Here is a 24,673-nt window from a genome sequence, read left to right as displayed (position 1 = left end):
AATCCGGTAAAGTCGGCGGATCAGTTTTGCCGAGCAAAATTCGTTAAAAAGCGAGGGAATAGGTTTACCGGTGTAGCTGCAGCCATCCTTCGAGACGCCCGCCTACGGCGGGCCCTCAGGATGAGGAATGAGTATGCGGCAGCATTTCAACGGAGACCGATTCAGCTAAGCCTCATCCTGAGGAGACCGCGAAGCGGTCGTCTCGAAGGACGAGGCGCTCGCTCAGGCGCCGCCGAGACGTCATTTGCAATAGCCCCTGCCCGCAAGCGGGAGAGGTTAAGAAGGCGAGCGGCCCGACCTCCAAACGAATCACGGATTTGACGGCGTCAGCACCAGCGGCGGCTTTGGCTTGGGCTTTGCGGGGGGCGGGCCCGGGGCCGGCCTCACGTCGATCGGCGGGGGCAACGGCGCGATCTGTTGGCTTGCAAGCGGCTGGCTTGTGAGTGGAGGGCTTGTCAGTGGCGGGCTTGGCGCCGCGGGAGCGGCGTGCGGCGGCTTCGGTGTCGGCGCAACCCTGATATCCGCCTTGGGCTTCGGCGGCGGCGCGCGGCGCGGATCGCGGCCGGGCATCGGCACATCCTGCAGCGACGGCTCCGGCACGGGATCCGGCGACACCAGCGTCGGCAGCGCGGCGGTCGCCGGCGGCGGCTCGCCGCGCTCGATGGCGTCCAGCCGGCGCGTCTCGCGATCGATCGTGCGTACCGCGAGCCACGAGGACAGCGGCCCGACATCGACGGTGCGATTGAGCCTGTCGGGGGGACCGGCCGCGAACAGCTGGATTTCCGGCGGTGCGCCGGAGAGCCCGGTCATGATCGGCGTCAGGCTGGCGCGTATGTCGGCCTGGTCGGCGGGGATGTCGTAGCCGCCGGAGACGATGGCACGCGCGTTCTTGGCCTCCAGCGACGTTGCGCCGACGCGCAGGCGCCCGTCGCGGATCGTGAACGGGATCTGCGCCGAGGCCACTGCAATCGGACCCGCCGACAGCGCGGGCTCGACCAGTTGCCGCAGCCGGTTGTCGTCGGCAATTTGGCCGCCGTCGCTGGCGCGGATGGCGATCTCGAAGGCGCGCGGATTGAGGCCGGAGATTTCAGCCGATTCGAGCGTCACCGTGCCGTTGCCGGCGAGCGCGCCGGTGAGCGCCGCAACGCTGCGGCCCTGGCTGGTCAGCGCCATCTGCGCCGAGGCGCGTCCCTTCGGCAGCGCAAGGTCGCGATAGCGCAGCGCCGCCGCGTCGACATTGCCGAGTTCGATGCGCGCGTTGAGCGTCAGACCATTGGCACCATTGCGCGCATCGAGGCTCGCCGACATCTCGCCGCCGCCGACGCCGCCCTTCATTGCGTCGAGCGCGAGCGACTGACCGTCGCTCCGGACCGTGCCGCCGAAGGGGCGCAGCTCGATGCCGCCGGGCAACGTGCCGTGCAACGCCTGGAAGGCGACGCGGCCGCGCCAGCCGCCGAGAAGCCCGGCATTCAACGGCGCATTGGCATCGTGTCCGGCCGCGCCGATGGCCATCGCGAGCGCGGGCACGAGGTCGAGCGTATCGAGGCCGACTTCGCCGTCGACGGTCTTCTCCTGATCGAGCGTCACCGCCAGATGACCGCGCAAATGCGAGCCGGCCAGTGTGCTGTCGAGATCGTTGAAGGTCAGGCGGTTGCCGGCGAGGCCGACACGCGAGGACAGATTGACGCTCTGCACCGATTTATCGGCCAGGCTGGTCCCGAACAGCGGGGCCAGATTGGCGTTGCGCACGCGCAAATTCACGCTGCCTTTCGGCTCCGACAATTCGACGTTGCCTTGTGCGTCCGCGTCCAGCCCGCCGCCGCTAAGCTTTGCATTCAATTGCAGCTGATGGTGCCACGCGCCGCTCAGATGGCCTTCGAACTGCGAAGCGCCCTCGCCTGCGGCCAACACGCGATCGAGCCCGAGCAGCGCCAGCAATGCACTGGCCTGCGGTGTCGAGACTTTCGAATCCAGCGTGAAGTCGCTGTTGCGCAGGCGCTCGATGTCGATCCCGTTGACGGCAGCCACCGGCGTCTGCGCGGCCAGCGTCGCGGTGGCCTTGAGCTGCGGCGCGTCGAGCTCGATCACCGCGCGCGCGTCGTTGCGATCGGCGTGCTCGGCGTTCTTGTCGAGGCTGAGATCGAGCTTGAGGCGGGTCGTGCCTGGCAGCGACGGCATGGCGTCGAAGCGCGCGCGCACCGACGGCGCAATCGGCTCGAGCAGCGCGGTGAGATCGCGCAGCGAATTGGCGGAGGATTTCAGCGCGAGCTTGCCAATGGCCTTGGCGCGGTCGAAGCTGCCGCTCGCTTCCGTGGTCACGCCACTGGCCTGTCCGAACCGCAACTGCTCCAGCGAGAGCGATGCCGGGCCGTAACCGAGTTTCGCGGTGAACGGCCGCAGCTCCTGCCCGGCCGAGATCGCGCGGCCGATATCGAGCGAAAGCTTCGCCTCCTCCGGCCATTCGCCCTGCGGCCCCGAAAGCGCGCGCACGAAACTCGCGGCGGCATCGAGGTCGAGGCGGTCAGCCCTAAGCTCCGCATCGATCCGCGAGCCCTTGCTCGCGCCGGTCTGGACGAAAGCAATGCGGCCTTCGATCGCGCCGCCCTCGATCTCGGCCTTCAGCCTGTCGATGGCGAAATGGTTGGCGGCAATGGTCACGTCACCGGCAAGGCGCATCGGCCGGGTGCTGCGGCGGTTGACCTCGCTGCGGCCCTGAAGCCAGGCCACCAGCGTATCGGGATCGGAGGAATCGACGCTGAGACGGCCGCTGAAACTGTCGGCGCCGGGCGTGGCGCCGTTGAGCGAGAGCTGCGTCTGGCCCGGGGCGCGCAGCTCGAGCCGCTGGAAGGTCCAGGATCGTCCGTCGGTCGCAAGCTCGGCCGTGATGTTCTGGAGCGGCCGGCCGCCGAGCATGATCTGGTCGGAGTTGAACTCGATCTGTGCCGGGATCGGCGCCTGCGGGATTGCGGCGAGGCCTGCGCGGAGCGCCGGAAGGATGCGCTGCGGCTCGGCATCGTTCTTGGCCGTCAGCTTGTCGGCATCGACCTGGCGCGCCGACAGCACCGCGCGCAGCAGCGGCGAAGCGCCGAACCTGATATCGCCGACGCCGCCGAGCTTCGGCGCGGAGTCTTCGGGCCCGAAGCTGGCATCGACCTGCTCGAACTTGGCGCCGGCCGGATCGGCCTTGAGTTTCGTCGTGAGCTTCCAGGGCATCGGCCCCGCATCGCCCGGCTTCTTCGGCGCGGGCACCGCGAGTGTCAGCGCGCCTTCGAATTTCGGCAGGCGATTGTCGAAGGCAAGCACGCCTTCGAGATCGGCGAGAATCGCGCGCTCGCCGGGATCGATGTTGAGGTGGAGGCGGGTGGCATTGCCGTCGGCGCTCGGGCCGGAGGAGACGCGGAACGGATAGCGCACCCCAGCGGCGGTGAAACTGCCGTCGCCCCGGACCGAGCCGGCCAGCGAACGCACGTCGCCGGAGAAGGCGATGTCGTTGAGCTCCAGCGTCGAACGGCTGGCGGCATCATGCAGGGCAATGCGGCCGGTGAGGTTCAGCCGCTCGATCGCCAGCGAAGCCAGATTGAAGCTGCCGCTTGCGGTGGACGGCAAATCGACCCGCCCGCGCGCGTCGAGGCCGAGATCGACCGCCATGCCATTGACCGAAAGCTCGGTGGCGCGCCATTCGCCGCGCATCAGCGAGCTCAGGCTGAACTCGACGTCGAGCTTGTCGGCGCGCAGGCGACCGAGATCGTTGTTGCCGCCGAAGGTGACCCCACGCAGCCGCAGCGTCGGCGCCGGCAACAGCCGCGCGTCGAGCTCGCCCGCCACCCGCACCGGCACGCCGATGATCCTGCCGGCCTCTGCTTCGAACTGCGGCCTGAACTGGTTCCAGTCGACGAAGTAAGGCCCGATCAGAGCGGCCAGCAGCGCTAAGATAAAGGCAATCGCCAATCCGAGCAGCGTCGTCTGCACGGGTCTCCCCTCGGCCAAACCGGATGCGGGCCTTGCCTGAGCCGCAGGGCCTCAGACGTACCGGAACAGCCCCTTATATAGGGGGAAGTGTGGCGAAGTCACAGCGACTGTTGCGCGCGGAGGTTAACGCGGGTGTGAGACCCTCATGGTGAGGAGGCGCGAAGCGCCGTCTCGAACCATAGAGGCCCCGCTCTCGCCCGCGGCCATCCTTGGAGACGCCCGCTTTGCGGGCTCCTCAGGATGAGGGCCAATGCTCGCAGAATCAGTGCTGGCGGCCATCACCAGCTCGCAGGCAGCCGCTTCAGGCCGCGTAGTACGAAGGTCGGCCGCCATTCCGGGTTTTCGAGGTCGTCGATGCGCAGGTCGGGCAGCCGCCGCAACAGCGTGGCGATGGCGATCTCGGCCTCGAGGCGGGCCAATTGGGCTCCCAGGCAGAAATGGATGCCACCGCCGAACGACAGCGGCCTCACGTTCTGGCGGGTGACGTCGAGTCGGTCGGGCCGGTCAGGATAGACCGCCGGGTCGCGGTTGGCCGAGCCAAGCAGGCAGAGCACGGTCTCGCCCTTCGGGATCTTCGCGCCGCCGACATCGTCGATGTCCTCCAGCGCGACCCGCCCGGTCATCTGCACCGAGGAATCGTAGCGCAAGAATTCCTCGATCGCGCCCACCATCAGCTCAGGCTGCGCCTTCAAAAGCGCGAGCTGGTCCGGATTGCGATGCAGCGCCAGCAGGCCGTTGCCGATCAGATTGACCGTGGTCTCGTGGCCGGCGCCGAACAACAGGATGATGTTGGCGGTCAGTTCCTCGTTGGTGAGCTTGTTGCCGTCTTCCTCGGCTTGCACCAGCTGGGTGATGAGATCGTCGCCGGGACTTTTGCGACGCAGCTCGAACAGCTGCTGGAAATACATCTGCGCCATCATGTTGCCGGCGTTGCCCTTGGCAATCTCCTCCGGCGAAAGCGGCACGGGGTCGAGCAGCCGTCCGCCGTCGCGTGAGCTGTTATAGAAAGTCTCGCGATGGTCCTCGGGGATGCCGAGCATGTCGCAGATGATGGTGACCGGCAGGCGGAAGGCGAAATCCTCGATCAGGTCCATGTGGCCGCGTTCGATCACGGCATCGATGGTCTGGTCGACGATCTGCTGGATGCGCGGCCGCATGTCCTCGACGCGGCGGGCGGTGAAGGCCTTCACGACGAGGCCGCGCAGGCGGGTGTGGTCGGGCGGATCGGCCTGCAGCATCCAGTGGCTCATGCTGCGGAAGACCGGCTCCTCCATGATCTTCTCGCTATAGCGGCGCTTGGAACGCTCGACGAAATCCTTGCCGAAGCGCTTGTCGCGCATCACGAGGCTGACATCGGCATGGCGGCTGGTGACGAACTGGCCGAACGGCGTCACGTGAATCGGGTAGATCGCGCGGAGCCGGTCATAATGCGGATAGGGATCGCGGATGAAGTCCGGCGACAGCGGATTGAACAGCGGACCGCCGGCGCCTTGCACGTGCTCGTTCATGGTGACCTCATATCGGTTGCCGCATGAATCGAATACGCCAGGCAGCCCCTGTTGCGCAGCGTAACCATCCCTGAATTATCAACCCGATACATTGTTGTATCGAGTTGCATTCTGCCCTAACCTGCTCCGATGTCAAGGGTGAGAACCAGGCCGACCAGGGACGACACGCGCGACAGGCTGTTCGAGGCGGCCGCTCGCGTGTTCGAGGAGGATGGCATCGGCGGCGCCAGCATCGAGGCGATCGCAGCGGCGGCCGGATTCAGCCGCGGTGCGTTCTATTCCAACTTCAAGAGCAAGGACGAGCTGATCATCGCCATGATCGAGGACCATGTCGCGCAGTCGATCCGGCGCAACATGGACATCCTCGCGCAGCACGACAATCTCGACGACTTCATCGCAGCGCTGAAGGCGATGGATCGCACAAGGCAGGACCCGCTCGGCCGCTCGCCGCTGCTGCACATGGAGATGATCCTGTTCGTCGCGCGCGCCGAGAAGCGCCGGCCGGAGCTTGCAAAACGCCTGCGCGCCCGGCGCAAGCTGGTCGCCGACATCGTCGAGGCCACACTGAAGAGCAACGCAAAGGACGACACGCTCAATCCGCCATGGATGGCCTCCGTCGTGCTGGCGCTGGAAGACGGCTTTCGTCTGCATCGCCTGATCGATCCGGAGACGACGCCGGCCGACAGCTTTCTGCGCGCGATCACTGATCTGCGGCGCAGGACGGGATTGTCGTCGAAGTAGCGTTTGTTTTCTTCAGATCGTCGCGCTGTTCCCGCTCGACATCGGCGCGCCGCGCCGCTGGAACCTCGTCGCAGTTCTCGCGCGCATTTTCCACATCGTCATACCGATCCAAGGAACGTTTCTGCAGCTTGCCACTTTATCCCGGGCCTGTTTTGGCAATTTGATCATTGGAGGAGACAGCGATGAGGATTCTGAAATTGTCTGCGGCCGCAGCCGCGCTGCTGGCCGGTACCGCGCTCGCCGTGGCGCAGTCGAGCTCGACGGTCGGCACTGGCGGCTCGTCAGCCGGCGGCGGCACCAGCAACTCGACGATCGGTACGGGCGGTTCATCGGCAGGTTCGGGCAGCGGCTCAGGCTCGGCCTCGACGCTTGGCACCGGCGGCTCGTCCGCCGGCGGCGGCACCAGCAGCTCGTCCATCGGCACCGGCGGCTCTGCCGCGGGCTCCGGCAGCGGCTCAGGCTCGGCCTCGACGCTCGGCACCGGCGGTTCGTCGGCTGGTGGCGGCAAGAGTTCGTCCAGCGTCGGCACGGGCGGCTCTGCGGCAGGCTCCGGCTCCAACTCCGCATCGACGCTCGGCACCGGCGGCTCGTCGGCCGGCGGCGGCAAGAGCGGCTCGACCGTGGGAGCCGCCGGCTCCTCCGCGGGACATGCCAGCGACATGGGCATGGAAAAGGGCAAAGGCCACCACAAGGACGAGATGAAGAAGGACAAGGACTGACATCCCGGCCGGCGGAGCGGCAGCAATGCCGCTCCTTCGTCCTTCCTGAGGAGGACTGGCATGAACAGATCAATCGTTGCGATCGCAGTTTTGACTTTGATGAGCAGCGCCGCTGTGGGGGAAACCATGCAGAAAACCGGCAAGACCGCATCCGGCGAGACCTGCCGGGTCACGGTGGAAAAACATCCCGACGGCAGCATCACTGCGCTGGGGTCATCGGGTTCGGGCACAACCGGCTCGAGCTCATCGAGCGGCTCGCTGTCGAGCTCGAGCTCGGCCGGCGGATCGTCGGTGCACGTCCAGGCCGGTGGCGGCAACGTGTCGAGTTCGTCCTCGACGGCCGGCGGCCCGGGTTCGACCAGTGCGAGCACCGTCACAGTCAACGGCTGCACCATCTCGACATCGTCGCCATAGCAAAAGGATTTCACAGATGAGAATGTTGATCGCGACTTCGTCGGTCGCACTCCTGCTCGCCGCCGCCTCGCCGTTGTCGGCGCAAACCAGCATGACCGGCGGCAGCGGCGGCTCGGCTGCAGCCGGCGGCACCTCGGCCAGCACACTCGGCACCGGCGGCACGTCGACGTCGGGCTCCGGACAGACCGGCTCGTCGATTGCAGCCGGCGGCAGCGCCGCGTCTGCCAACGGCAAGGCGCAGTCCGGCACCACCATGAACAAGGGCAACGGTCCGGTGCTCAATTCCAATGCGCGCGCGCAGGCGCACGAGGGTGGTACGTTCAGCCGCTCCCACACCCGCACGAAAGTGAAGGCGGGCGAGGAGGTCGGGTCCACCACCAAAACCATGTCGCACGTGCCGGGCTCCAAACCGACCATGTCGACGACATCGACCAATTTGCGCTGAACCATCCTCACGAGACTGCTGCCCGCGATTTGCTGGCAGTTTTTTCTTTGTGAGCAGATTTTTTTTGTAAGCAGGTTTTTCTTTGTGAACGATCAACCGCCGCTCAGCGTGTGGCTGACGCGGGTCACGACTGCATCCCACTGCCGCTTCTCGGCGGCCGGGTAGTTGATCAGCACGCAATGCACGTAGCGGCGGCCAAAATTGCAGCGGTCGTACCAGATCTTGCCGCCCCGGGTGCTGGAGACCACGAAGAAGCGCGGCGTGATGCGCTTGTAGGTGATGCCGGACGGCGGATTCTTCCGCGCCAGGAAAGCCGCCGGTGAACTGCCTTCGTTCGGAACGGCCTGCACCGTCAAATCCGCCCGGCCGTCGCTGGTCCGGTACTGCATGCCATAGCCGTCGGGCCGACCGGCTTGCTCGGTGAAGATGGACGAAGGGATGTCGACACTGGTCCCGGTCTCGGGAATGCGATAGCCGCTCCAACTCTCCGCACCGGCAGCAGCCGGCGAGGCAGAGAGCATCACAAGGATGGCGGCGATCTTCTTCATCGTATGGCCCAGTTTGCGCTCGACGGCCGACAACGTGGAGAAACGCCGGACGTTCCTATCCGCGACGTGAACGCGCGTTGCGCCCCGAGTCGCTCGACCAGACCTCGCAAGCCGGATGATGGCGTCGAGTGCACCCGCTAGCGAGCGCGTTTGCCCTTGTCCGTGGGCAACGGGCAGTTCGTACAAACGCTGTCGTCGCACATGCGACAGATCGTGAAGCGATCCATCTCGGACGTATCCTGCCGAGCCAACAACTCGTGGAGCAGCGTTTCGAGTCGTTTCGTTTCAGCCGGCGACAGCACATCCAGAAGCGACGCGACGGCCGAAATTCGCGACGTCATCAACTCGTTGCGGGTTGAGGCGCCCTTCGCTGTCAGGTGCAGAGCAATCTCGCGGCCGTCCTGTCCGGGCCGACGTTCGACCAGCCGATCCGACACCAGACGGTCCACCAGCCGGACCGTTCCTGAATGCGACAGGCCAAGGATCCGCCGCAGCTTGTCGTTGGTCATGCCCTGGCCATAGCCGATGACGACCAGTGCGGCAGGCGTCTCGCCGCCGCGGCCTATGACCTCGCGCGCACCCTGCTCGATCCGATCCATGACGGCGAGCGAAAGCGCCCCCAGCAAATTTGCGATTCCATTTTCCATGAGCCGGACAATATGTGCGGAGCGCACAAAAAACAACTTGACGAATATGTGCGCTCCGCACATATTTTGCCCGCGGGGCACGATGACATGGAGAATGACGATGAATATCGGGAGCGCGCCACGACAAGCGGATGCCCAAGCGAATACCAGAGGCATTGAACCCGCCTTGAAATACGTGCAGGCCAACGGCGTGCGCTTCGCCTATCTCGAACAGGGCGACGGCCCTCTTGTCATGTTCCTGCACGGCTTTCCCGACAATGCCTGGTCGTATCGAAAGCAGCTGCAGGTCTTCGCGGATGCAGGCTATCGTGCGGTCGCGCCGTTCCTGCGCGGCTATGCGCCGACAGAGATTCCGGCGGACGGCATTTTCGATCCCATCGCACTGGGCAAGGATCTAGAAGCCCTCATCGCGGCGCTGAGCGACGACGGACAGGCACGCGTCGTCGGCATGGATTGGGGCGGCACCTCGACCTTTCAGGCGCTGGCCACGGCGCCATCGGCGTTCAAGGCCGCCGTGGTCATGAACACCGCACATCCGATTACAATTTCGAGCATCAGAAGGGATCCGGAGCTCGTTCGAGCGGTATTCCATGTCTATTTCTTCCAGCTGCCCGGCGCCGAATCGGCGGTCAATACCGCGGGGCTCCCCTTCGTCGACTATCTCTGGAAGCTGTGGTCACCGACGTTCAACAATGCCGAGCACATCCGCTCCATCAAGGAGACGCTCAGCTCGCCCGGCACCATGGCCGCGGCGCTTAAATATTATGGAGGCCTGACCGATGCGGGGCTCGCGCGCCGGCTGCCGATCAATGACATGCACACGCCGACGCTGACGATCTACGGCAGCAACGATCCGACAGCAAGGTACTCGGTCAAGGAGGAGCCGCTGTTCAAGGGGCCGCACCAGCGGATTGTCCTGCCCGATGTCGGGCACTTCCCGCACCTCGAGCGTGAGGAAGAAGTCACCGGCCTGATCATGGACTGGTTCAAGACGCACGCGCCTGACTGAACGCAGAGGCCGTGGCCCACAACATCCTTCGAGTTCTCTAATCCGGAGTGCGCGCAATGGACGCCAAGACCCAACAGCAATACGCCGAGACCTTTCATGCCCTTCACAGGAAGGGCGATCCGCTCGTCCTGTTCAACGCCTGGGACGCCGCCACCGCCAAAGCCATCGCGAAGACCTCTCCGGCCATCGCAACCAGCAGCGGAGCGGTCGCCTCCGCACTTGGATACGCCGACGGAGAAAATGTCCCGCTCGACATTGTGACCGGCCTGGTGTCGCGGATGACCGCGGCCGTCTCTGTTCCAGTCTCAATCGATCTGGAGGCTGGATATGGCGACACCCCGGAGGCCGCGGCCAGATCGGCGACCGAGATTTTGAAAGCCGGCGCCGTCGGCATCAATATCGAGGACGGGCTCTCGCGGGGACAGCGGCAGCTGGTCAATCCCGAACGCCATGCCGCCAAGATCAAGGCCGTGCGGGATGCCGCGAAAGATCTGGGAGTTCAGCTTTTCATCAATGCGAGGACAGACCCGTTCCTGCTGAAATTCGGATCGGCGGAGGAATGCCTGAACGAAGCGGCACGGCGGGCGAAGGTCTATGCCGCGGCCGGCGCCGACGGAATTTTCGTCCCCGGCCTCACCGACCTCGCTCTCATTGAAAGGTTCGTTCAGCTCACGCCTCTGCCGGTCAACATCATGGTGACACAAGGCGTTCCCGCAATCCGGGATCTGGCTCGCGTCGGCGTTCGGCGGGTGAGTCTTGGGCCCTGGCCGATGATGGCAGCGATGCGGATGATCGGACAGGCCGCGGCCGCGGTCGCCGCGACCAAGCAATACGGCACGTTCCTGCAACCGGATGCCTGAGCCCGGACATCACCCGTTCGAAGCAATGTTCTGCGCCGACCGCTTCACGCTTTTCCAATCCATCGGATGGACATCGAGAACGGTCAGCGCAGTTCCTATGCACTACTGTCCATGGCCGCAATCAAGGATGCAATCTCGATGGTCGCGAAATTGCAGAAGCTGTCGGAGACCGCGTAGGGGAAGATGATCTTGTCGCGGTGGCGCATCGCGCCGCAGGTGTAGACGACGTTCGGAACATATCCTTCGCGTTCGGAAGGGTCCGGGCGCAATAGCGGCTCGCGCAGGCGGCCGAGCACCTTCGAAGGGTCGCTCTTGTCCAGCAGCGCGGCCCCGATCGAATATTTCCGCACAGGGCCGACACCGTGCGTCAGCAGCAGCCATCCCTCATCGAGCTCGATCGGAGATCCGCAATTGCCGATCTGCACGAACTCCCAGGGGTATCGCGGCTTCAGGATCGGCTGCCCGCCATCCCACGTATGGAGATCGTCGGAAAAGATCAGATAGAGGTTCTCGTTATCCTGGCGCGCGATCATCGCATATCTGCCCCCGATCTTGCGCGGGAATAACGCCATGCCCTTGTTGCGCGCGGCATTGCCCTTCAGGGTCGATAGCCGGAACGATACAAAGTCGGACGTCTCGATCAGCTCCGACCGGATCGCCCGTCCACTATAGGCGGTGTAGGTCGCGTAGTAGATCGTCTTGCCCGCGTTGCTGAAATGCACAAAGCGCGCATCCTCGATCCCGTTCGACTGCGCTTCGGTGACTGGAAAAATCACCCGCTCGCTAAGATCCTGCCCAGCCGCGAATGTAACATCAATCCCGTCGCCGCCGGCGCCCGATGTCAGCCTGACGAGATCGGGGCTGGATGCAAGACGCGCCGTCGGGTCGATCGTCACAGTCCCGTCTTCCGCAATAAGTCCCGAGCGAAATGTCAGCGAAGACACATGACCCTCGCCGACGGCACGAAGACTCAGGATGAAGCGGAGGCTGCCTTCCGGCGTTCCGGATTGATCGGGATGTGGCACGATACTCGGATTGAACAATGCCGAGGCCTCGAACGAATATTCGTTAAGAAAATAGGCGCCCGCGAGTTGGCGCTGCACCTGCGTGAATACAGCATGGTCGGCCAGCGCCTCTTCCATTTCCGCGGCGCGTGCCTCGAAAATCTGCAACAGGTTGCGGTGACGGCCGAGGAAATTCTCCAGAACGTCGGCCAATTGCCGGTCAGCCGTCTCGGGATCGAGCGCGAGGACCCGTTCGACGATATGGTTGGCGCGGGTCTTGTCTGTCGGATTGAGGTCGCGCGGCTCGGTTGCCGGCTTGAAAGGCCGAACGATGACACGGGTCGGATCAGGCCGCAGCTGAAGGGCTTGGCGTTTGAGGAAGGGAGATTGCGACAAGACGGCCTCGATGGGTTGAAGGAGGAAATTGTAACCGGCTCCGTCAGGCGACGAGAGGAGCAGGCTTGGCCCGGCTTTCGCTCAGGCGGGCAATTTGCCGAATCTCGGAAAGCCCAAGCAAATACGACACCACGGATTCCCCTCCGCGATTCTCATTGGGACGATCGGGGTGCAGGCCATCCCGGCAGCTTCCGGTTTCCAGATCGACCAGCGAGGCCGATAGATCGTTGCTGCCCAGAAACCACGCAAAGACCCGCGCGGCTTCGGCTTTCCACTCGACATCGTGATCGGCCCGCCATGCGGCAAGGCATGCCGCGATGGTCGCCGCGGCCTCCAGCGGCTGCTGGTCGAAGGCTTGCGAGGGTTGGCGTCGCTCACCAAATCCCGCCGTGCCGATCGGGCGGAATTGGCCCTTCGCCGAAGTTTGCCTCTTCACAAGCCAGCGCAGCGACTCCAGCCCGATATTGACATAGCGCGATGTCTTACTCGCCAGGCCCGTCATGATCAGCGCCTGGGGCAAGCGCGCGTTATCGTAGGCCAACCCATCCTCGAACCAGACCCAATCGCCTGTTGCCACGGTGTCGAAGATCAAGATCAACCGATCGGCAAGCACGGCACGCAAACGGGTCGCCTGGACATCGTTCGGGACAGCCGAGCAGTATGCATCAAGGCCCAGCAATACGAACGCCCACGCACGGGGCGAACGAAACTCTTCCGCTGTTGCCATCGCTTCAGAAAACAGCGCCGCGGCCCATGAGCGCCGCGACGTGCTGGCATCGGTCAACGCGCACACGCCCAAGGCCCAGAGCGTGCGTCCGTGACTATCCTCCGACCCCTGGTCCTCCAACCAGCAGCGGTTGAAGCCCATGAAATTGCGAAATCGTCGTGTATCCGGATTCCAGGCGTGCTGGACGAAGGCGGCAAATCGCGCCGTCAGGGCTTCCGGCAGCCGCTCTTCGCCCGGATTGTTGAGTGCACAGGCCACGAGCAGCGCCCGGGCGTTGTCGTCGACGCAATAGCCGTGGGCACGATCCGGCACGCTATGAACGGCATGCTGAAACAGTCCCGTGTCGTCACACATCGACAGGAAATGACCGAGCTGCATTTCCGGCGGGGCGCGGCTGTCGCGCAGCAGCGTACCAGTATCCGTGCGCGCAATGGTCTTGAGCCGATGCCGTCGGCCGGCGTTCTCGAAGACCGACATATAGCGTTCGGCGGTTCTTTCCCACGTCATCGCGCGGCTGCTCGAATAGGCGCGCTTGCGCATTGCCTGCCGAAGCACATCGTTGGTCAGCAACTTGGCGATTTCAATGCCGAGCGCTGCCGCATCGCCAAACGGAACCAGGATGCCGCGGCCATCGGCCAATAGTTCACGGGCATGCCAATACGGGGTGGACACCACGGCTTTACCGAGGCCGAAACTATAGGCCAGCGTGCCCGAGGTCATCTGGGCCTCACTGAGGTACGGCGTCACGTAGACGTCGGACATCGAGATGAAATCGAGCAGCGTTTTCTTGTCGACGAACTGATCGAGGAACACGACGTGATCCTCGACGCCAGCCTGGCGCGCGTGCGCCATCAGGGACTCACGATAGGCTTCGCCACGATCGCGCACGAGGTTGGGATGCGTCGCACCGAGGACGACGTAAACGGCGTCGGGTCGGGTCTTCAGAATCGAAGGCATCGCATCGATCATGACTTCGATACCCTTGTTCGGCGACAGCAATCCGAAGGTCAGGATGACCGACTTGTTGCTGAATCCGAGCGCAGCCTTGGCCGCGTCGGGTTCGACGAACGCAAATTCCGGGATACCGTGTGGGATGATTTCGATCTTCTCGTCAGCCACGTGGTAGACGGAACGCAACAACTCCCGACCCTTCTCCGCCATCACGACGACCTTGGACGAGCATTCGACGATGCGCGCGATGACGTCACGCTGAGCCTCCGTCGGCTCGGACAAGATCGTATGCAAGGTTGTCACGATCGGTATGGTCAGGCGCGACAGGAGCGCCATGATCTGGCCTCCGGCCTCGCCGCCGAAAATGCCGAACTCGTGTTGCAGCGAAACGGCCTCGAAGCCGCCGCTGTTCAGATAAGTGGCCGCACGGACATAATCATCTTGCCTGTCGTCGTTGATCTCCAGGCCCACGGTGGGAGGATAATCGTAGACCTGGCCGTGATCGGTCATCGCGACGATGACGGTCTCCAGATCACTCCGGGACGCCGCAATGGCGCTCTGCAAGTCGGTGGTGAAGGTCGCAATGCCGCAGCGGCGGGGAAGCGAATTGCCGATGAATGCGATACGATTTACGGCAGCCAATTTGGCGTCTCCGATTGTTTGAGCGCGGCGGTCTCGAAGGGAGACGCGACCAGGGTGCTGGGAAAGGCGTGCGGTGCGCGACTGGCGCTCGCGGCGCTGCGCTCTATCAACGCAGCGAGGTTTATCTTCGGGCCGGGATAGGCCAGTAGCGCTTTCAACCCGTTCGCACCGACCTCGATTTCCGCATGGTCGGCTTCCAGGAAGATCGCCTCCCCCGGCGCCAGCCTCGTCGAGCCGAGTTGGGCCTGGCCTTCTATCGCCAGCAGCCAGGTCTCTTTCGGTGCGTCGAGCATCCAAACGGAGCCCGGAGCAAGGTCAATTTGCTCCAGCGCAAAATATGAATTGACCGTGAGGACCGTTCGCGCGCCGCTCAGACGTTCGGACGGCAATTGGATCTGGCGCGGGCCTGCTGTCGCCACCGCGACGGCATTGTCGATGTGCAGTTGGCGCTGTCGTCCATAGTCGAACAGCCGGAACGTGGCGTCGCTTTGCTGCTGGATTTCGACGAGCACGATGCCGGCGCCGATCGCATGTACGGTTCCGGCAGGAATGAAAATGGCGTCGCCTGGATGAACCGGCTGCCAATCCACGATATCGGCGATCGAGCCGTCAGCGATTGCCGCTCGCAACTCTGCGGCGGAGCGCGGATGGTTCAGTCCCACCGCGACCCTAGCACCGGGGATCGCGGAGACGATGTACCAGGCTTCGGTCTTGCCGTTGGCAAGCCCGATCGAGCGCGCGAACGCATCATCCGGGTGAACTTGAATCGATAGCGGCTCGGAGGTGAAGAGCATTTTGAGCAGCAACGCCGTCTCCGGCCCAGCAAGGCCCGGACGCTCGAACCACAATTCCCCGATCGGGCCGTCGCTCGTCGACGCCAGGCTCCAGGGCCGCAGATCGAGACTGCCCCAGGGCTTCGGCTTGGTTCGCACGATAGCATGTTCGATCGTCAAGCGGGCCCCCAAAGGCTGTGCGATCAATCGTTGACTGTTCGTGCCGGGCGCGGGCCGGTCCAGGGCGGAAGCGCATCCCATTCGGCCCTTCGCATGCGGCGCTCTTCATCGCCGACCTTCACGAAGACAAACGGAGCGTCGTCCTGCCCGGTCTTCGATCCCGTGAATGTGGCCGGAAGCCCGTTCGAATTTCGGATCGTTGCTGTGTTTGCCACGTAGCCTCCTGACGACCTGCGTGCGAGATCGCTGCTGCAGATCAATTGAAAATGGATTCCGCTGCATGAAGGCCGACGCAGCGACCCGCAGCGGCACCGGAGATACCAATCAGTCCAGGAGATTTGTATTTTGGGATATCGGACATCCGACCGCCTTCGTGGTTGAGGCGGGAGCGCAATGCTCTCAGTCACCGATAACTGCCAAGGGCGGGCGGCGATATCGAGCATATAGGAACGCTGTCGCCCAATAGCGAGACGAGAGCATCAATCAGATCGGCTTTATTAGCTGTATCTTTGTGTTGGCATTGCTCTATGGTCACACGGCCTGACGTCTGAGTTGACAGGGCTCATCGCTCGATTTCAATACTGGCCGGCTGATCCCCCTCTCAGAAGGGTTTTCGGCAATCGGATGTCGCATGGTTTCAACGGACCGTTTCCGGCAAGAGATTCGATCCCGGCTCGAATTGGCGAATGCGCAAGGCCTTAAGAACGTGACCATCGAGTGTGGCGAGCTTTACCGGTCCATGAGCCCGCTGCCCACGTTCAATCGATGGATGATCTTCTGCTGCAATGCTATGCGCGCGGAAATGGCCTTGACCGATCATTTGATTTTCGACGACAGGAACGAAAGCTTGCTGACCGTTCACTATGCATTGCCGCGTCAATGCCGACCAAAGCCAAACCAGGCACGATCGAAGTAACGCGTTTCGTTGATTTCGATGGCTAGCCCGTCGTTGCTGCCGTGGCGGCTCCGAGAGTAGACGCCCTACGCCGACCGCTTCACCGCAGTCGCGCCGGCCGGTGCAATGTCGAGACGAGCCAACATCGCCTGCGCCTGCTCGGCGCAGTGCTCGATCAGCCAGCGCTCGAAGGCAACAGGCGCGAGCGCGGGTGCGTAAAGAAAACCCTGCACGACGTCGCAGCCAAGTTCGGCCAGCACCTTGCGCTGCGCCTCGGTCTCGACCCCTTCGCCGACGACGGTCATGCCGAGGCCCTGCCCGACGCGCACCACGGCGGTGGCGATCGCGAGCGCGCCGGCGTCACGCTCGATGTCGCGCATGAAGCTGCGGTCGATCTTGAGCTCGCGGATCGGCAGATGGGCGAGCCGGCTGAGGCTGGAATAGCCGGTGCCGAAATCGTCCACGGAAAGCCCGACGCCGAGCTCCCGGATCGCATTCATCGTCTCGAGCGCGGCGACGCTGTCCTGCATGAACGCGCCCTCGGTGATCTCGAGCATCAGCGCATCCGCCGGCAGATCGTATTCGGCGAGGATGTCCTTGAGCCGCGCGGCCAGCGTGACGCTGCGGAAATTGATCGGCGACAGGTTCACCGACACGGATGGAATGCCGAGCCCGGCGCGGCGCCAACTCGCCATCTGCCGGCAGGCCTCGCGCACCGACCACAGGCCGATCTGCTCGATCAGGCCGCACTCTTCGGCGAGCGGGATGAATTTTGCCGGCGAGACGTCGCCGAGCTCGGCATCGTGCCAGCGCGCCAGCGCCTCGACGCCATGGATCGCGCCGTCGCAGCTGCGGATCTGCGGCTGATACCTGAGGGTCAGCGCCCCCTCGGCGATGGCGCGGCGCAGCGCCGCAATCAAGGCCAGCCGCTGCTCGGTGAGCCCGTTCATCTCGGCGCTGAACAGGCGATGGGTCGAACGTCCCGCCTGCTTGGCCATGTACATGGCCGCGTCCGCCTGTTGCATCAGGGTGTCGATGTCGGTCGCATGATCGGGATAGAGGCTGACGCCGATGCTCGCCGACATCTGCAGCTGCCTGGAGCCGAGCCGCAGCGGCGCCGCTAGCGCTTCGGTAATTCCGGCCGCGACGCGCTCGGCACCCTCGGCGTTGCGCCGCGGCGGCAGGATGACGAACTCGTCGCCGCCGAGCCGCCCCAGCATGTCCTCGGGTCCGATCTGCTCGCGCAGGCGCTGCGCCAGCTGGATCAGGAGCTCGTCGCCGGCGGCATGACCGAGCGTGTCGTTGACGTCCTTGAAATGATCGACGTCGAGGAAGGCCAGCGCGACGTGGCTGCCGGTCGGGCAGGCATCGATGGCGGTGGTGATCAGGCGTCGCAATTGTGCGCGGTTCGGCAGACCAGTGAGGATGTCGTGATAGGCGAGCCGCGCGATCTCGGCGCGCGCTTCCTTGCGCTCGATCGCGAAGGCGCCGAGATTGACGCAGGCATCGACGATGCGGCGGTGCCAATTGCTCGGCGCGCGCGGCTCCCGGTAGTAGAAAGCGAAGGTGGCGATGACCCGTCCGTCCTTGGCCTTGACCGGCGTCGACCAGCATGCGCGCAGGCCAATCGCGAGCGGCATCGCCTTGTAGGGCTGCCAGCGCGGGTCGGTCTCCAGATCGGTCGCCAGCACCGGCTCGCCGTAGAAGGCCGCGGTTCCGCACGAGCCGACATTGGGACCAATGGCAATGCCCTCCAGTGCGCGGGAATAGTCCTCGGGCAGGCTTGGGCCGCCGAGCGGATGGATCAGGCCCGCGGCATCGACGTGAAGCAGCGAACAGACGACGTCGGGCGCGATCTGCTCGACACGGCGGCACAGCCGGTCTGCAATCTCGCCGATCGGAACCTCATCAGCGAGCGCGCCCATGATGAGCTGCTGGAGCGAGTGCAGCTGCTTGGTCTCCGTGATGTCCTCGAGCAGCGCGAAGATGTGCTTGACCTGGCCCTTCCTGTCGCGGAAGGCATCGATGCGGGCACAGACCCAGATCTCCTCGCCATCCTTGTCATAGGCGAGCATCTCGACCTCGCCGCGGTGGCCGCCATCCATCAGGCGCTTGACGAGCTTCGCAACGGCCTTGCGATCGGTGTGGCGGCCGGCGATCAGGCCCCGGGCACGGCGGCCTTCGGCTTCCTCGCTGGTGTAGCCGAACAGCGTCGTGAAGGCGGAATTGACGTAGACGATGTTCTGGTCGGTGTCGGTGATGAGCACCGCGCGGTTGGTCTGGTCGGAGACGGCGTGGAGAAGCCCGATCCTGACGCGGCGCTCGGCATCCGCGGTAACGTCACGCGCGAACACGATGCGATGGGTCACGCCGCCACTTGCAATGGATGAAAGCGAGATGGCCGCCCGGATGCGGCTGCCGTCGTGTCGCACCAGGCTGATCTCGTCACGGAATTCCGCACACGGTTCGGCCTGGAGGCATTTGAGGCTGAGAAGTCCGGCGTCGCGGCCGAGCACCTCAGCCCGTGCGAGTTTCCAGATCCGCTCTGCACCGGCATTGAAATGCGTGATGCGATACGCGCTGTCGACGATGACGATGCCCTCTTCGGCGCGTTCGAGCGCGGCCAACAGCACTTCCGGAGTTTCTGTCATGGGACAATCGGAGGCAGACATCGTTGGACCCGGAGGCATCGGGAAGATATGGCAACCGAGGCTAGCGCCGCGATGGTGTCCAAGACGTTTTTGCAGTCCCGTCGCAACGCGACATGCTTAACATTCCGCAAAAGACGCGAAGGTAATCCGGTGCGTACGGAACCTATTCGGCGCCGGTCCCAGCCTGAAGCTTGCCGGCGACGGCGCGCACCTTGCGCGGCGCGGCTTGCCAGATCGAGAGCGCCGACAATCCGCTCACAATGATGGCAACGCCAAAGGCGAGCGTGTAGTCGCCGACCCGATCGTAAAGCAAGCCGGTGACCCAGGGACCGGCGGCGCCGCCGGCCAATGCTGCCAGCATGATGGTGCCGAAGATGCTGCCTTGGTGCTTGCCCTGAAAAATCTCGAACACCACTGCGCCCATGATCGAGGTCAGGCCGTAGCCGAGCGCGCCTTGCGTGAACACCATGAGATAGACCAGCCACAATGACGGTTGGAATTTCAGAGCCATCAGCGCTGCGAAAGAGATCGCAAAACCCGCGCAGCTGATTGCCCATACCCATTCCCGCCCGATCCGGTCGGAGACATGGCCGAGCAGGATCTGGCCGGGAATGCCGAGCAGGCTGACGATGCCGAGCGCCCACACCGCGACACCCGGGCTGAAGCCGATGTCGAGCAGGAATTTGGTCTGGTGCACCTGCACCGCGTACCAGATGTACAGGCCGCAGAAATAGCCGAGCGCGATCCACCAGAACCGCGCCGTGGCGACCGCTTTCCGGAGTGTCCATTCGGTCCGGGCCCAGACGGGATCGACGATGTTGGAGACGGGTTTTGCGGCGCCTGCGGCCGGCGCGGCATCGCCGTCAGGCCGCAGGCCGATATCCTCGGGGCGCCTGTGCAGGAACAGATTGATCGGCGCCAGCACGATCAGAATCATCAGGCCCATCGCCGTGCAGGCCGTGCGCCAGCCGGTCTGTTCGATCAAGTGCTGCACCCAGGGCAGCAGCGTCACCGAGCCGATGCCGACCCCGGCGAAGGCAATGCCGATGGCGAGGCCGCGTGTGCGGATGAACCAGTTCGGCAGGAACAGCGACTGGCCGGAATAGCCGAGACACACCGAGCCGGCGCCAACCATGACGCCGATGGTGACGTAGAGATGCCATGGCTGGCTGGTGAGCGGCGCGAGCAGCAGCCCGCCACCCATCAGAACCACGCCGAGCTCCATCACCGCGCGCGGGCCGGCGCGGTCCATCAGCCGGCCGATCAGCGGGCTGACCATGCCCGACACCACGAAGCCGAAGGAAAAGGCGCCCGCGGTGACGCCGCGCTCCCAGCCGAACTCGGAGATGATGGGAGGAAAGAACAGCGAGAAGGCGGTGCGCGCGTTGACGCCGATGGCCATGGTGACGAAAGTCACCGCGACCACGACCCAGCCGTAGAAGAACGGAAGCCGCATTGTGTGTTTCATCCCTGGACGGTCCTTCCGACCATCCGGGACTGCCCGGGTCAAGCGCTTTTCGCGCATGCCCGTTGAGTAAGGTGATCGCGCTGGAAGAAGTACTGGCAAGCACCTCGCCTGCGGCCATCCTTCGAGACGCCCGCTTCGCGGGCTCCTCAGGATGAGGACAGAGTGTTTGGCGACAATTCAACAGGCCCCGATGCCACCTAGCCTCATCCTGAGGAGACCGCGAAGCGGTCGTCTCGAAGGACGAGGCGGGCGCTCAGGCGGCGTCGAGTTGGGATGGTTTGACGGGCACGTCGAACATGATCCGTTCGATCGGGTGCGGGCGGCCGAACAGATAGCCTTGCGCGAAATTGACGCCGAGCGCCTTCAGCCGCTCGTACTCCTCGCGGGTCTCGACGCCTTCGGCGGTGACCGACATGTCCAGCCCGCGCGCCAGCGTCACGATCGAGGAGATGATGGCGGAGCTGCGCGGCTGATGCGTGAGGTTGCGGATGAACGACTTGTCGATCTTGATCTTGTCGAACGGGAACGCGGTCAGGTAGCTCAGCGACGAATAGCCGGTGCCGAAATCGTCGAGTGCGAGCGCGATGCCGATGCTCTTCAGCCGCTCCATGAAGGCGTGGTTCTCGACGCCGCGTTCCAGCAGAACGGATTCCGTGATCTCAATCTCCAGCCGCCGGGGCGGCAACCCGGAATCGGCGAGCGCCGCGCTGATCATCTCGAACAGCTCGGCCTCCTTGAACTGGATCGGCGACAGGTTGACTGCAACCGCAAGGTCGGACGGCCAGCCGGCCGCGTCAGCGCAGGCGCGTCGCAGCACGAACTCGCCGAGCGGCACGATCAGCCCGGTCTCCTCCGCAAGCGGGATGAACTGGTCCGGCGCAATCAAGCCGCGCGTCGGATGCCTCCAGCGCACCAACGCCTCGAAGCCGCGCCGCGCGCCGCTGAGGGCGTCGACGAACGGCTGGTAGTGCACCTCGAGCTGACACCGCGCAATGGCGTCGCGCAGATCGCCTTCCAGCGTGCTGCGCGCCTCGAGCTCGGCCGACATCGCCTTGTCGTAGATGGTGAAGCAGTTGCGGCCCGACGATTTCGAGCGGTAGAGCGCCAGGTCGGCCTTCTTCAGCAGCTGCTCCTGATCGCTGCCGTGATCGGGCGCGATCGCAATGCCGATGCTGGTGCCGATCTCGACGCGGTGTCCGGGAAGAAGGAACGGCTCGGCCACAAGCTTGGCGATCCGCCCCGCCAGTTCGGTCGAGCAGACGCGCTGATCCTCGCAAGCTTCCTGGATGATGGCGAATTCGTCGCCACCAAGCCGGGCCAGCACGTCGCTGGCGCGCAGCGCGGATTTCAGCCGTTGTGCGACCTGACGCAGCAGCGCATCGCCGGCACCGTGACCGAGCGAGTCGTTGACGTTCTTGAAGCGGTCGAGGTCGAGCATCAGGATCGAGAAGGTCCGACCGCCGTCCTTCAAACGACCATTGAGCTCGTCGAGCCGGGCCAGGAAGAAAGCGCGGTTCGGCAATCCGGTCAGGATGTCGGTCTGGGCGAGTTCGAGCACCCGCCGGTTCGCCAGCGACAACCGCTGCGAATTGCGGCTTGCGAGCATGAGATAGGTCGAAAGCGACAGCGTCAGCAGCATGCCGACGATCAGCACCGCGCCCGCGCGATCGTAAGTCGTCTCCAACGGACCGCCGGCAGTCGGCACCGCCCGCACCTGCCAGTCGGTGTCGCCGATCTTGAGATTGCCCGACCAGTGCAGGGCCCGCGCGACGTCCCGCATCGACTGCGGCGCCGTGGCGGCCGACGAATAATCCGGCAGCATCTCCTCCAGGCCGACGATCTGCCACGCAAACGGCGGATAGACGTTGACGCTGACCGCGGGGCTTGCGCCGGTGGTCACGCGAATGGACTGGATCAGCAGCGGCAGGTCGAAGACGCCGACGACGAAGCCGGCGAGATTGCGGCGTCGGTCCACGACCGTGTCGCGCGACGTTCCCTTGGCGTAGACGGGAATGGCGACGAGAACGTCGGGCAACCGGCCGCCCGCCCTCGGCTCGAAGAGGCGGGTGCGAATGGCCGAGACCCGGTCGGTGTCGCGCGCGCGCTCGAGGAGCGCGCGGCGCTCCGGAACGGTCGCGTAGTCCATGCCGTAGACCGGAGACGTCTTCGGCTGGGTCGAGTAGAGCACCGGAAAATATTCGTCGCTCTGCGGCGCGGTCGCGAACCCATCGCCCTGGAGCGACTTGATGCGATAGCCGGAGACACCGTCCATGATCGCCGCGGCCTCGTATTCGGCGCGCTCCTTGCGGTTCACGCGCGGCACCCAGGAGATGCGCAGCATGCCGGGATGGCGCTCGAACAGGCGGGTGCTGAAGGTCTCGAATTCGCTGCGGGTGATCTCCTGGTTGGTCGATTCGAACAGGGTGCGTAGCGCGACGAGCCTGGAGATGTACTCGCCCATGCCGTTCTGCATGACGATCACTTCAGTCTCGGCCGCGTTCTCGAACTCGATCTTGTTGACGCGGCCTTCCCATCGCGCCACCGCGGCCGCGGCCACGACCGAAAACAGAAGACCTACACCGACCGCAACGAGCGCAGGGCGATAGAGCCCGAGCAGCGGCGCGGCACGCCACCATCCGGTCATTCGCCTCCGATCCTGATCGTTCTGATCCCGACCGTCCATTCAGAAACCGCCGTCCCCTCTCCCGGTCAACCGAACCTCTGGTTGAGCCGCCGGAGCCACTATCGGAACAGGACCGCGGTTAAGAACTGCACAATTTCAGGCGCCGGCTGTTCCGCATGACCCGCCTTAGTTAATGAAATGCAGGACGATGCGGACTTTGACGAAGCAAGTTGCCGGTTTTCCCCGGAGTAGTACGGAGCCATCGATACATCGCCGATTCATCCTGCGGCGATAGCTTTCCCGAAGCTACTCACCGCACCGGCAAGACTTTTCCTGATGTATCGATCTCGATCTGCGACGTCCATCGTCATGACCGTCGTCCTCCTGGCAGCAATCATGCTGCCGGCGAAAGCCGACGAGATCGGCGTCAGCGAGGATGCGATCCTGTTCGGCCAGGCCGCAGCACTCGAGGGTCCCTCCTCCGCACTCGGACAGCGGATGCGGCAGGGCATCGTCGCAGCCTTCACCGAAATCAACGCCAAGGGCGGCGTCCACGGCCGCAAGCTCCAGCTCATCAGCCGCGACGACGGCTACGACCCCGACCGCTCGGTAGCGCAGACGCTGCAGCTGATCGAGGACGACAAGGTGTTTGCGCTGATCGGTGCGGTGGGCACACCGACCGCGGTGGCGACGATACCGATCACCAGCGCCAGGAACGTGCCCTTCATCGGTCCGTTCAGCGGTGCCGAGTTCTTACGCGACCTCGAGCTCGCCAACGTGGTCAACATCCGTGCGAGCTATGGCGCCGAGGCCGAGGCATGGGTCAAGCACCTCACGGAGGATCGCCATTTCACCCGCATCGCCATTTTCTACCAGGACGATTCCTTCGGGCGCGACGGTCTTTCCGGCGTGAAGGCCGCGCTTGCCAGGCGCGGCCTCGAGCTCGCCGCCGAAGGCACCTTCGAGCGCAACACCCGCGCCGTCGCTTCGGCCTGGCGCACGATCAAGCGCGTCGAACCCGAGGCGATCGTCATGGTCGGGACCTACGGTCCCTGCGCCGAGTTCATCAAGCTCGCGCACCGCAGCGGCGCCAATCCGACCTTCGTCAACATCTCTTTCGTCGGCGCCGTTGCGCTCGCCCGGGAGCTCGGCCCCGAGGGCGAAGGCGTCGTCGTCACGCAGGTCGTGCCGTTTCCCTGGGACCGCTCGCTCAAGCTCGTCGCCGACTATCAGGCCGCGCAAACCGCGTTCGACCCGACGCTGACGCCGAATTTCGTGTCGCTCGAAGGCTACATCGCCGGCCGTCTCGCGGCCGCGGCGCTGGAACAGGCCGGACCGCAACCGACCCGCGCGAGCCTGCTGCGCGCGATCAACGATGTCGGCCGCTTCGACATCAGCGGCAGCACCGTCACCGTCGGCATGCGCATGATCGACGCGCCACCAAAGGTGTTTTTAACGGTGATCCAGAAGGACGGGACGTTCAAAGCCGTGGACCGGCTGTAG

General features: G+C 64.5%; 19 protein-coding genes. 8 read left to right on the top strand and 11 right to left on the bottom strand.

The window, feature by feature from the left end; translation table 11 throughout:
* Positions 1-309: 309 nt before the first annotated feature.
* The gene (locus tag FXB41_RS24210) at positions 310-3,969 is read right to left on the bottom strand and encodes an AsmA family protein (RefSeq protein ID WP_219683463.1); all 3,660 of its coding nucleotides are present in this window, start codon (positions 3,967-3,969) and stop codon (positions 310-312) included.
* A gap of 278 nt (positions 3,970-4,247) precedes the next feature.
* Positions 4,248-5,477: a cytochrome P450 gene (locus FXB41_RS24205; RefSeq protein ID WP_219683462.1), complete on the bottom strand. Its 1,230-nt coding sequence runs from the start codon at positions 5,475-5,477 to the stop codon at positions 4,248-4,250.
* A gap of 129 nt (positions 5,478-5,606) precedes the next feature.
* On the opposite strand from FXB41_RS24205, the gene FXB41_RS24200 reads away from it, so the two are divergent.
* The 4 genes from FXB41_RS24200 (at position 5,607) to FXB41_RS24185 (ending at position 7,796) form a co-directional block, all read left to right on the top strand.
* Positions 5,607-6,218: a TetR/AcrR family transcriptional regulator gene (locus FXB41_RS24200; protein WP_007600944.1), complete on the top strand. Its 612-nt coding sequence runs from the start codon at positions 5,607-5,609 to the stop codon at positions 6,216-6,218.
* Between the two features lie 182 nt (positions 6,219-6,400).
* Positions 6,401-6,937, top strand: a complete 537-nt coding sequence (locus tag FXB41_RS24195; RefSeq protein WP_219683461.1) for a hypothetical protein — start codon at positions 6,401-6,403, stop codon at positions 6,935-6,937.
* Between the two features lie 60 nt (positions 6,938-6,997).
* A complete protein-coding gene (locus FXB41_RS24190; protein WP_219683460.1) occupies positions 6,998-7,351 on the top strand; it encodes a hypothetical protein in 354 nt (117 codons plus the stop codon).
* Positions 7,352-7,373: 22 nt separating this feature from the next.
* Positions 7,374-7,796 (top strand): hypothetical protein, encoded by a 423-nt coding sequence (locus FXB41_RS24185; protein ID WP_246649131.1) that lies wholly within the window; start codon positions 7,374-7,376, stop codon positions 7,794-7,796.
* Positions 7,797-7,888: 92 nt separating this feature from the next.
* On the opposite strand, the gene FXB41_RS24180 is transcribed toward FXB41_RS24185, so the two are convergent.
* Together FXB41_RS24180 and FXB41_RS24175 are read right to left on the bottom strand one after the other, a co-directional pair.
* Complete coding sequence (locus FXB41_RS24180; RefSeq protein WP_219683458.1) at positions 7,889-8,344, bottom strand: hypothetical protein; 456 nt, start codon at positions 8,342-8,344, stop codon at positions 7,889-7,891.
* A gap of 137 nt (positions 8,345-8,481) precedes the next feature.
* A complete protein-coding gene (locus FXB41_RS24175; RefSeq protein WP_246649113.1) occupies positions 8,482-8,970 on the bottom strand; it encodes a MarR family winged helix-turn-helix transcriptional regulator in 489 nt (162 codons plus the stop codon).
* Here FXB41_RS24175 and FXB41_RS24170 point away from each other — a divergent pair.
* Both FXB41_RS24170 and FXB41_RS24165 read left to right on the top strand, forming a co-directional pair.
* The gene (locus FXB41_RS24170; protein WP_246649112.1) at positions 8,942-10,000 is read left to right on the top strand and encodes an alpha/beta fold hydrolase; all 1,059 of its coding nucleotides are present in this window, start codon (positions 8,942-8,944) and stop codon (positions 9,998-10,000) included. The two genes, FXB41_RS24175 and FXB41_RS24170, sit on opposite strands and share 29 nt — an antisense overlap.
* A gap of 56 nt (positions 10,001-10,056) precedes the next feature.
* Positions 10,057-10,860: an isocitrate lyase/PEP mutase family protein gene (locus tag FXB41_RS24165; RefSeq protein WP_219683456.1), complete on the top strand. Its 804-nt coding sequence runs from the start codon at positions 10,057-10,059 to the stop codon at positions 10,858-10,860.
* Positions 10,861-10,955: 95 nt separating this feature from the next.
* Here FXB41_RS24165 and FXB41_RS24160 read toward each other — a convergent pair whose 3' ends face one another.
* Genes FXB41_RS24160 through FXB41_RS24145 form a run of 4 tightly spaced genes read right to left on the bottom strand, consistent with a single transcriptional unit; the run spans position 10,956 to position 15,748 of the window.
* Positions 10,956-12,260: a glycoside hydrolase family 130 protein gene (locus tag FXB41_RS24160; RefSeq protein ID WP_219683455.1), complete on the bottom strand. Its 1,305-nt coding sequence runs from the start codon at positions 12,258-12,260 to the stop codon at positions 10,956-10,958.
* A gap of 43 nt (positions 12,261-12,303) precedes the next feature.
* Positions 12,304-14,580 carry a glycosyltransferase family 4 protein gene (locus FXB41_RS24155; protein WP_007600935.1) on the bottom strand — a complete coding sequence of 759 codons (2,277 nt, stop codon included), beginning with the start codon at positions 14,578-14,580 and terminating at the stop codon, positions 12,304-12,306.
* Complete coding sequence (locus tag FXB41_RS24150) at positions 14,568-15,533, bottom strand: class I mannose-6-phosphate isomerase (protein WP_035994260.1); 966 nt, start codon at positions 15,531-15,533, stop codon at positions 14,568-14,570. Before FXB41_RS24150 ends, FXB41_RS24155 begins: the two co-directional genes overlap by 13 nt.
* A 23-nt stretch (positions 15,534-15,556) precedes the next feature.
* Entirely contained in the window at positions 15,557-15,748 is a 192-nt protein-coding gene (locus tag FXB41_RS24145) for a hypothetical protein (RefSeq protein ID WP_035974339.1), read from the bottom strand.
* A gap of 416 nt (positions 15,749-16,164) precedes the next feature.
* Between FXB41_RS24145 and FXB41_RS24140 the strand changes: the two genes are divergently transcribed.
* A complete protein-coding gene (locus FXB41_RS24140; RefSeq protein WP_157158654.1) occupies positions 16,165-16,449 on the top strand; it encodes a hypothetical protein in 285 nt (94 codons plus the stop codon).
* Positions 16,450-16,514: 65 nt separating this feature from the next.
* Here FXB41_RS24140 and FXB41_RS24135 read toward each other — a convergent pair whose 3' ends face one another.
* From FXB41_RS24135 to FXB41_RS24125, 3 genes are all read right to left on the bottom strand, one after another.
* Entirely contained in the window at positions 16,515-19,100 is a 2,586-nt protein-coding gene (locus FXB41_RS24135) for an EAL domain-containing protein (RefSeq protein WP_219683454.1), read from the bottom strand.
* Positions 19,101-19,242: 142 nt separating this feature from the next.
* Positions 19,243-20,535, bottom strand: coding sequence for an MFS transporter (locus tag FXB41_RS24130; protein ID WP_088941181.1), 1,293 nt, complete (start codon positions 20,533-20,535; stop codon positions 19,243-19,245).
* Positions 20,536-20,800: 265 nt separating this feature from the next.
* A complete protein-coding gene (locus FXB41_RS24125) occupies positions 20,801-23,191 on the bottom strand; it encodes a bifunctional diguanylate cyclase/phosphodiesterase (protein WP_007600929.1) in 2,391 nt (796 codons plus the stop codon).
* 315 nt (positions 23,192-23,506) lie between these two features.
* Between FXB41_RS24125 and FXB41_RS24120 the strand changes: the two genes are divergently transcribed.
* Complete coding sequence (locus FXB41_RS24120) at positions 23,507-24,673, top strand: ABC transporter substrate-binding protein (protein WP_035994256.1); 1,167 nt, start codon at positions 23,507-23,509, stop codon at positions 24,671-24,673.

This window comes from Bradyrhizobium canariense (genome assembly GCF_019402665.1).
Taxonomy (GTDB): Bacteria; Pseudomonadota; Alphaproteobacteria; order Rhizobiales; family Xanthobacteraceae; genus Bradyrhizobium; species Bradyrhizobium canariense.
The sequence above is the reverse complement of the archived record's forward strand: the minus strand, read 5'-3'. Positions and strand labels throughout refer to the sequence as shown.

Bases quoted from the DNA above. Each gene is read 5' to 3' on its own strand.
- FXB41_RS24130 (WP_088941181.1), bottom strand. From the start codon at position 20,535: ATGCGGCTTCCGTTCTTCTACGGCTGGGTCGTGGTCGCGGTGACTTTC.
- FXB41_RS24170 (WP_246649112.1), top strand. From the start codon at position 8,942: ATGACGGCGAGCGAAAGCGCCCCCAGCAAATTTGCGATTCCATTTTCC.
- FXB41_RS24190 (WP_219683460.1), top strand. From the start codon at position 6,998: ATGAACAGATCAATCGTTGCGATCGCAGTTTTGACTTTGATGAGCAGC.
- FXB41_RS24200 (WP_007600944.1), top strand. From the start codon at position 5,607: ATGTCAAGGGTGAGAACCAGGCCGACCAGGGACGACACGCGCGACAGG.
- FXB41_RS24180 (WP_219683458.1), bottom strand. From the start codon at position 8,344: ATGAAGAAGATCGCCGCCATCCTTGTGATGCTCTCTGCCTCGCCGGCT.
- FXB41_RS24135 (WP_219683454.1), bottom strand. From the start codon at position 19,100: ATGTCTGCCTCCGATTGTCCCATGACAGAAACTCCGGAAGTGCTGTTG.
- FXB41_RS24195 (WP_219683461.1), top strand. From the start codon at position 6,401: ATGAGGATTCTGAAATTGTCTGCGGCCGCAGCCGCGCTGCTGGCCGGT.
- FXB41_RS24120 (WP_035994256.1), top strand. From the start codon at position 23,507: ATGTATCGATCTCGATCTGCGACGTCCATCGTCATGACCGTCGTCCTC.
- FXB41_RS24125 (WP_007600929.1), bottom strand. From the start codon at position 23,191: ATGACCGGATGGTGGCGTGCCGCGCCGCTGCTCGGGCTCTATCGCCCT.
- FXB41_RS24165 (WP_219683456.1), top strand. From the start codon at position 10,057: ATGGACGCCAAGACCCAACAGCAATACGCCGAGACCTTTCATGCCCTT.
- FXB41_RS24185 (WP_246649131.1), top strand. From the start codon at position 7,374: ATGTTGATCGCGACTTCGTCGGTCGCACTCCTGCTCGCCGCCGCCTCG.
- FXB41_RS24205 (WP_219683462.1), bottom strand. From the start codon at position 5,477: ATGAACGAGCACGTGCAAGGCGCCGGCGGTCCGCTGTTCAATCCGCTG.
- FXB41_RS24140 (WP_157158654.1), top strand. From the start codon at position 16,165: ATGGTTTCAACGGACCGTTTCCGGCAAGAGATTCGATCCCGGCTCGAA.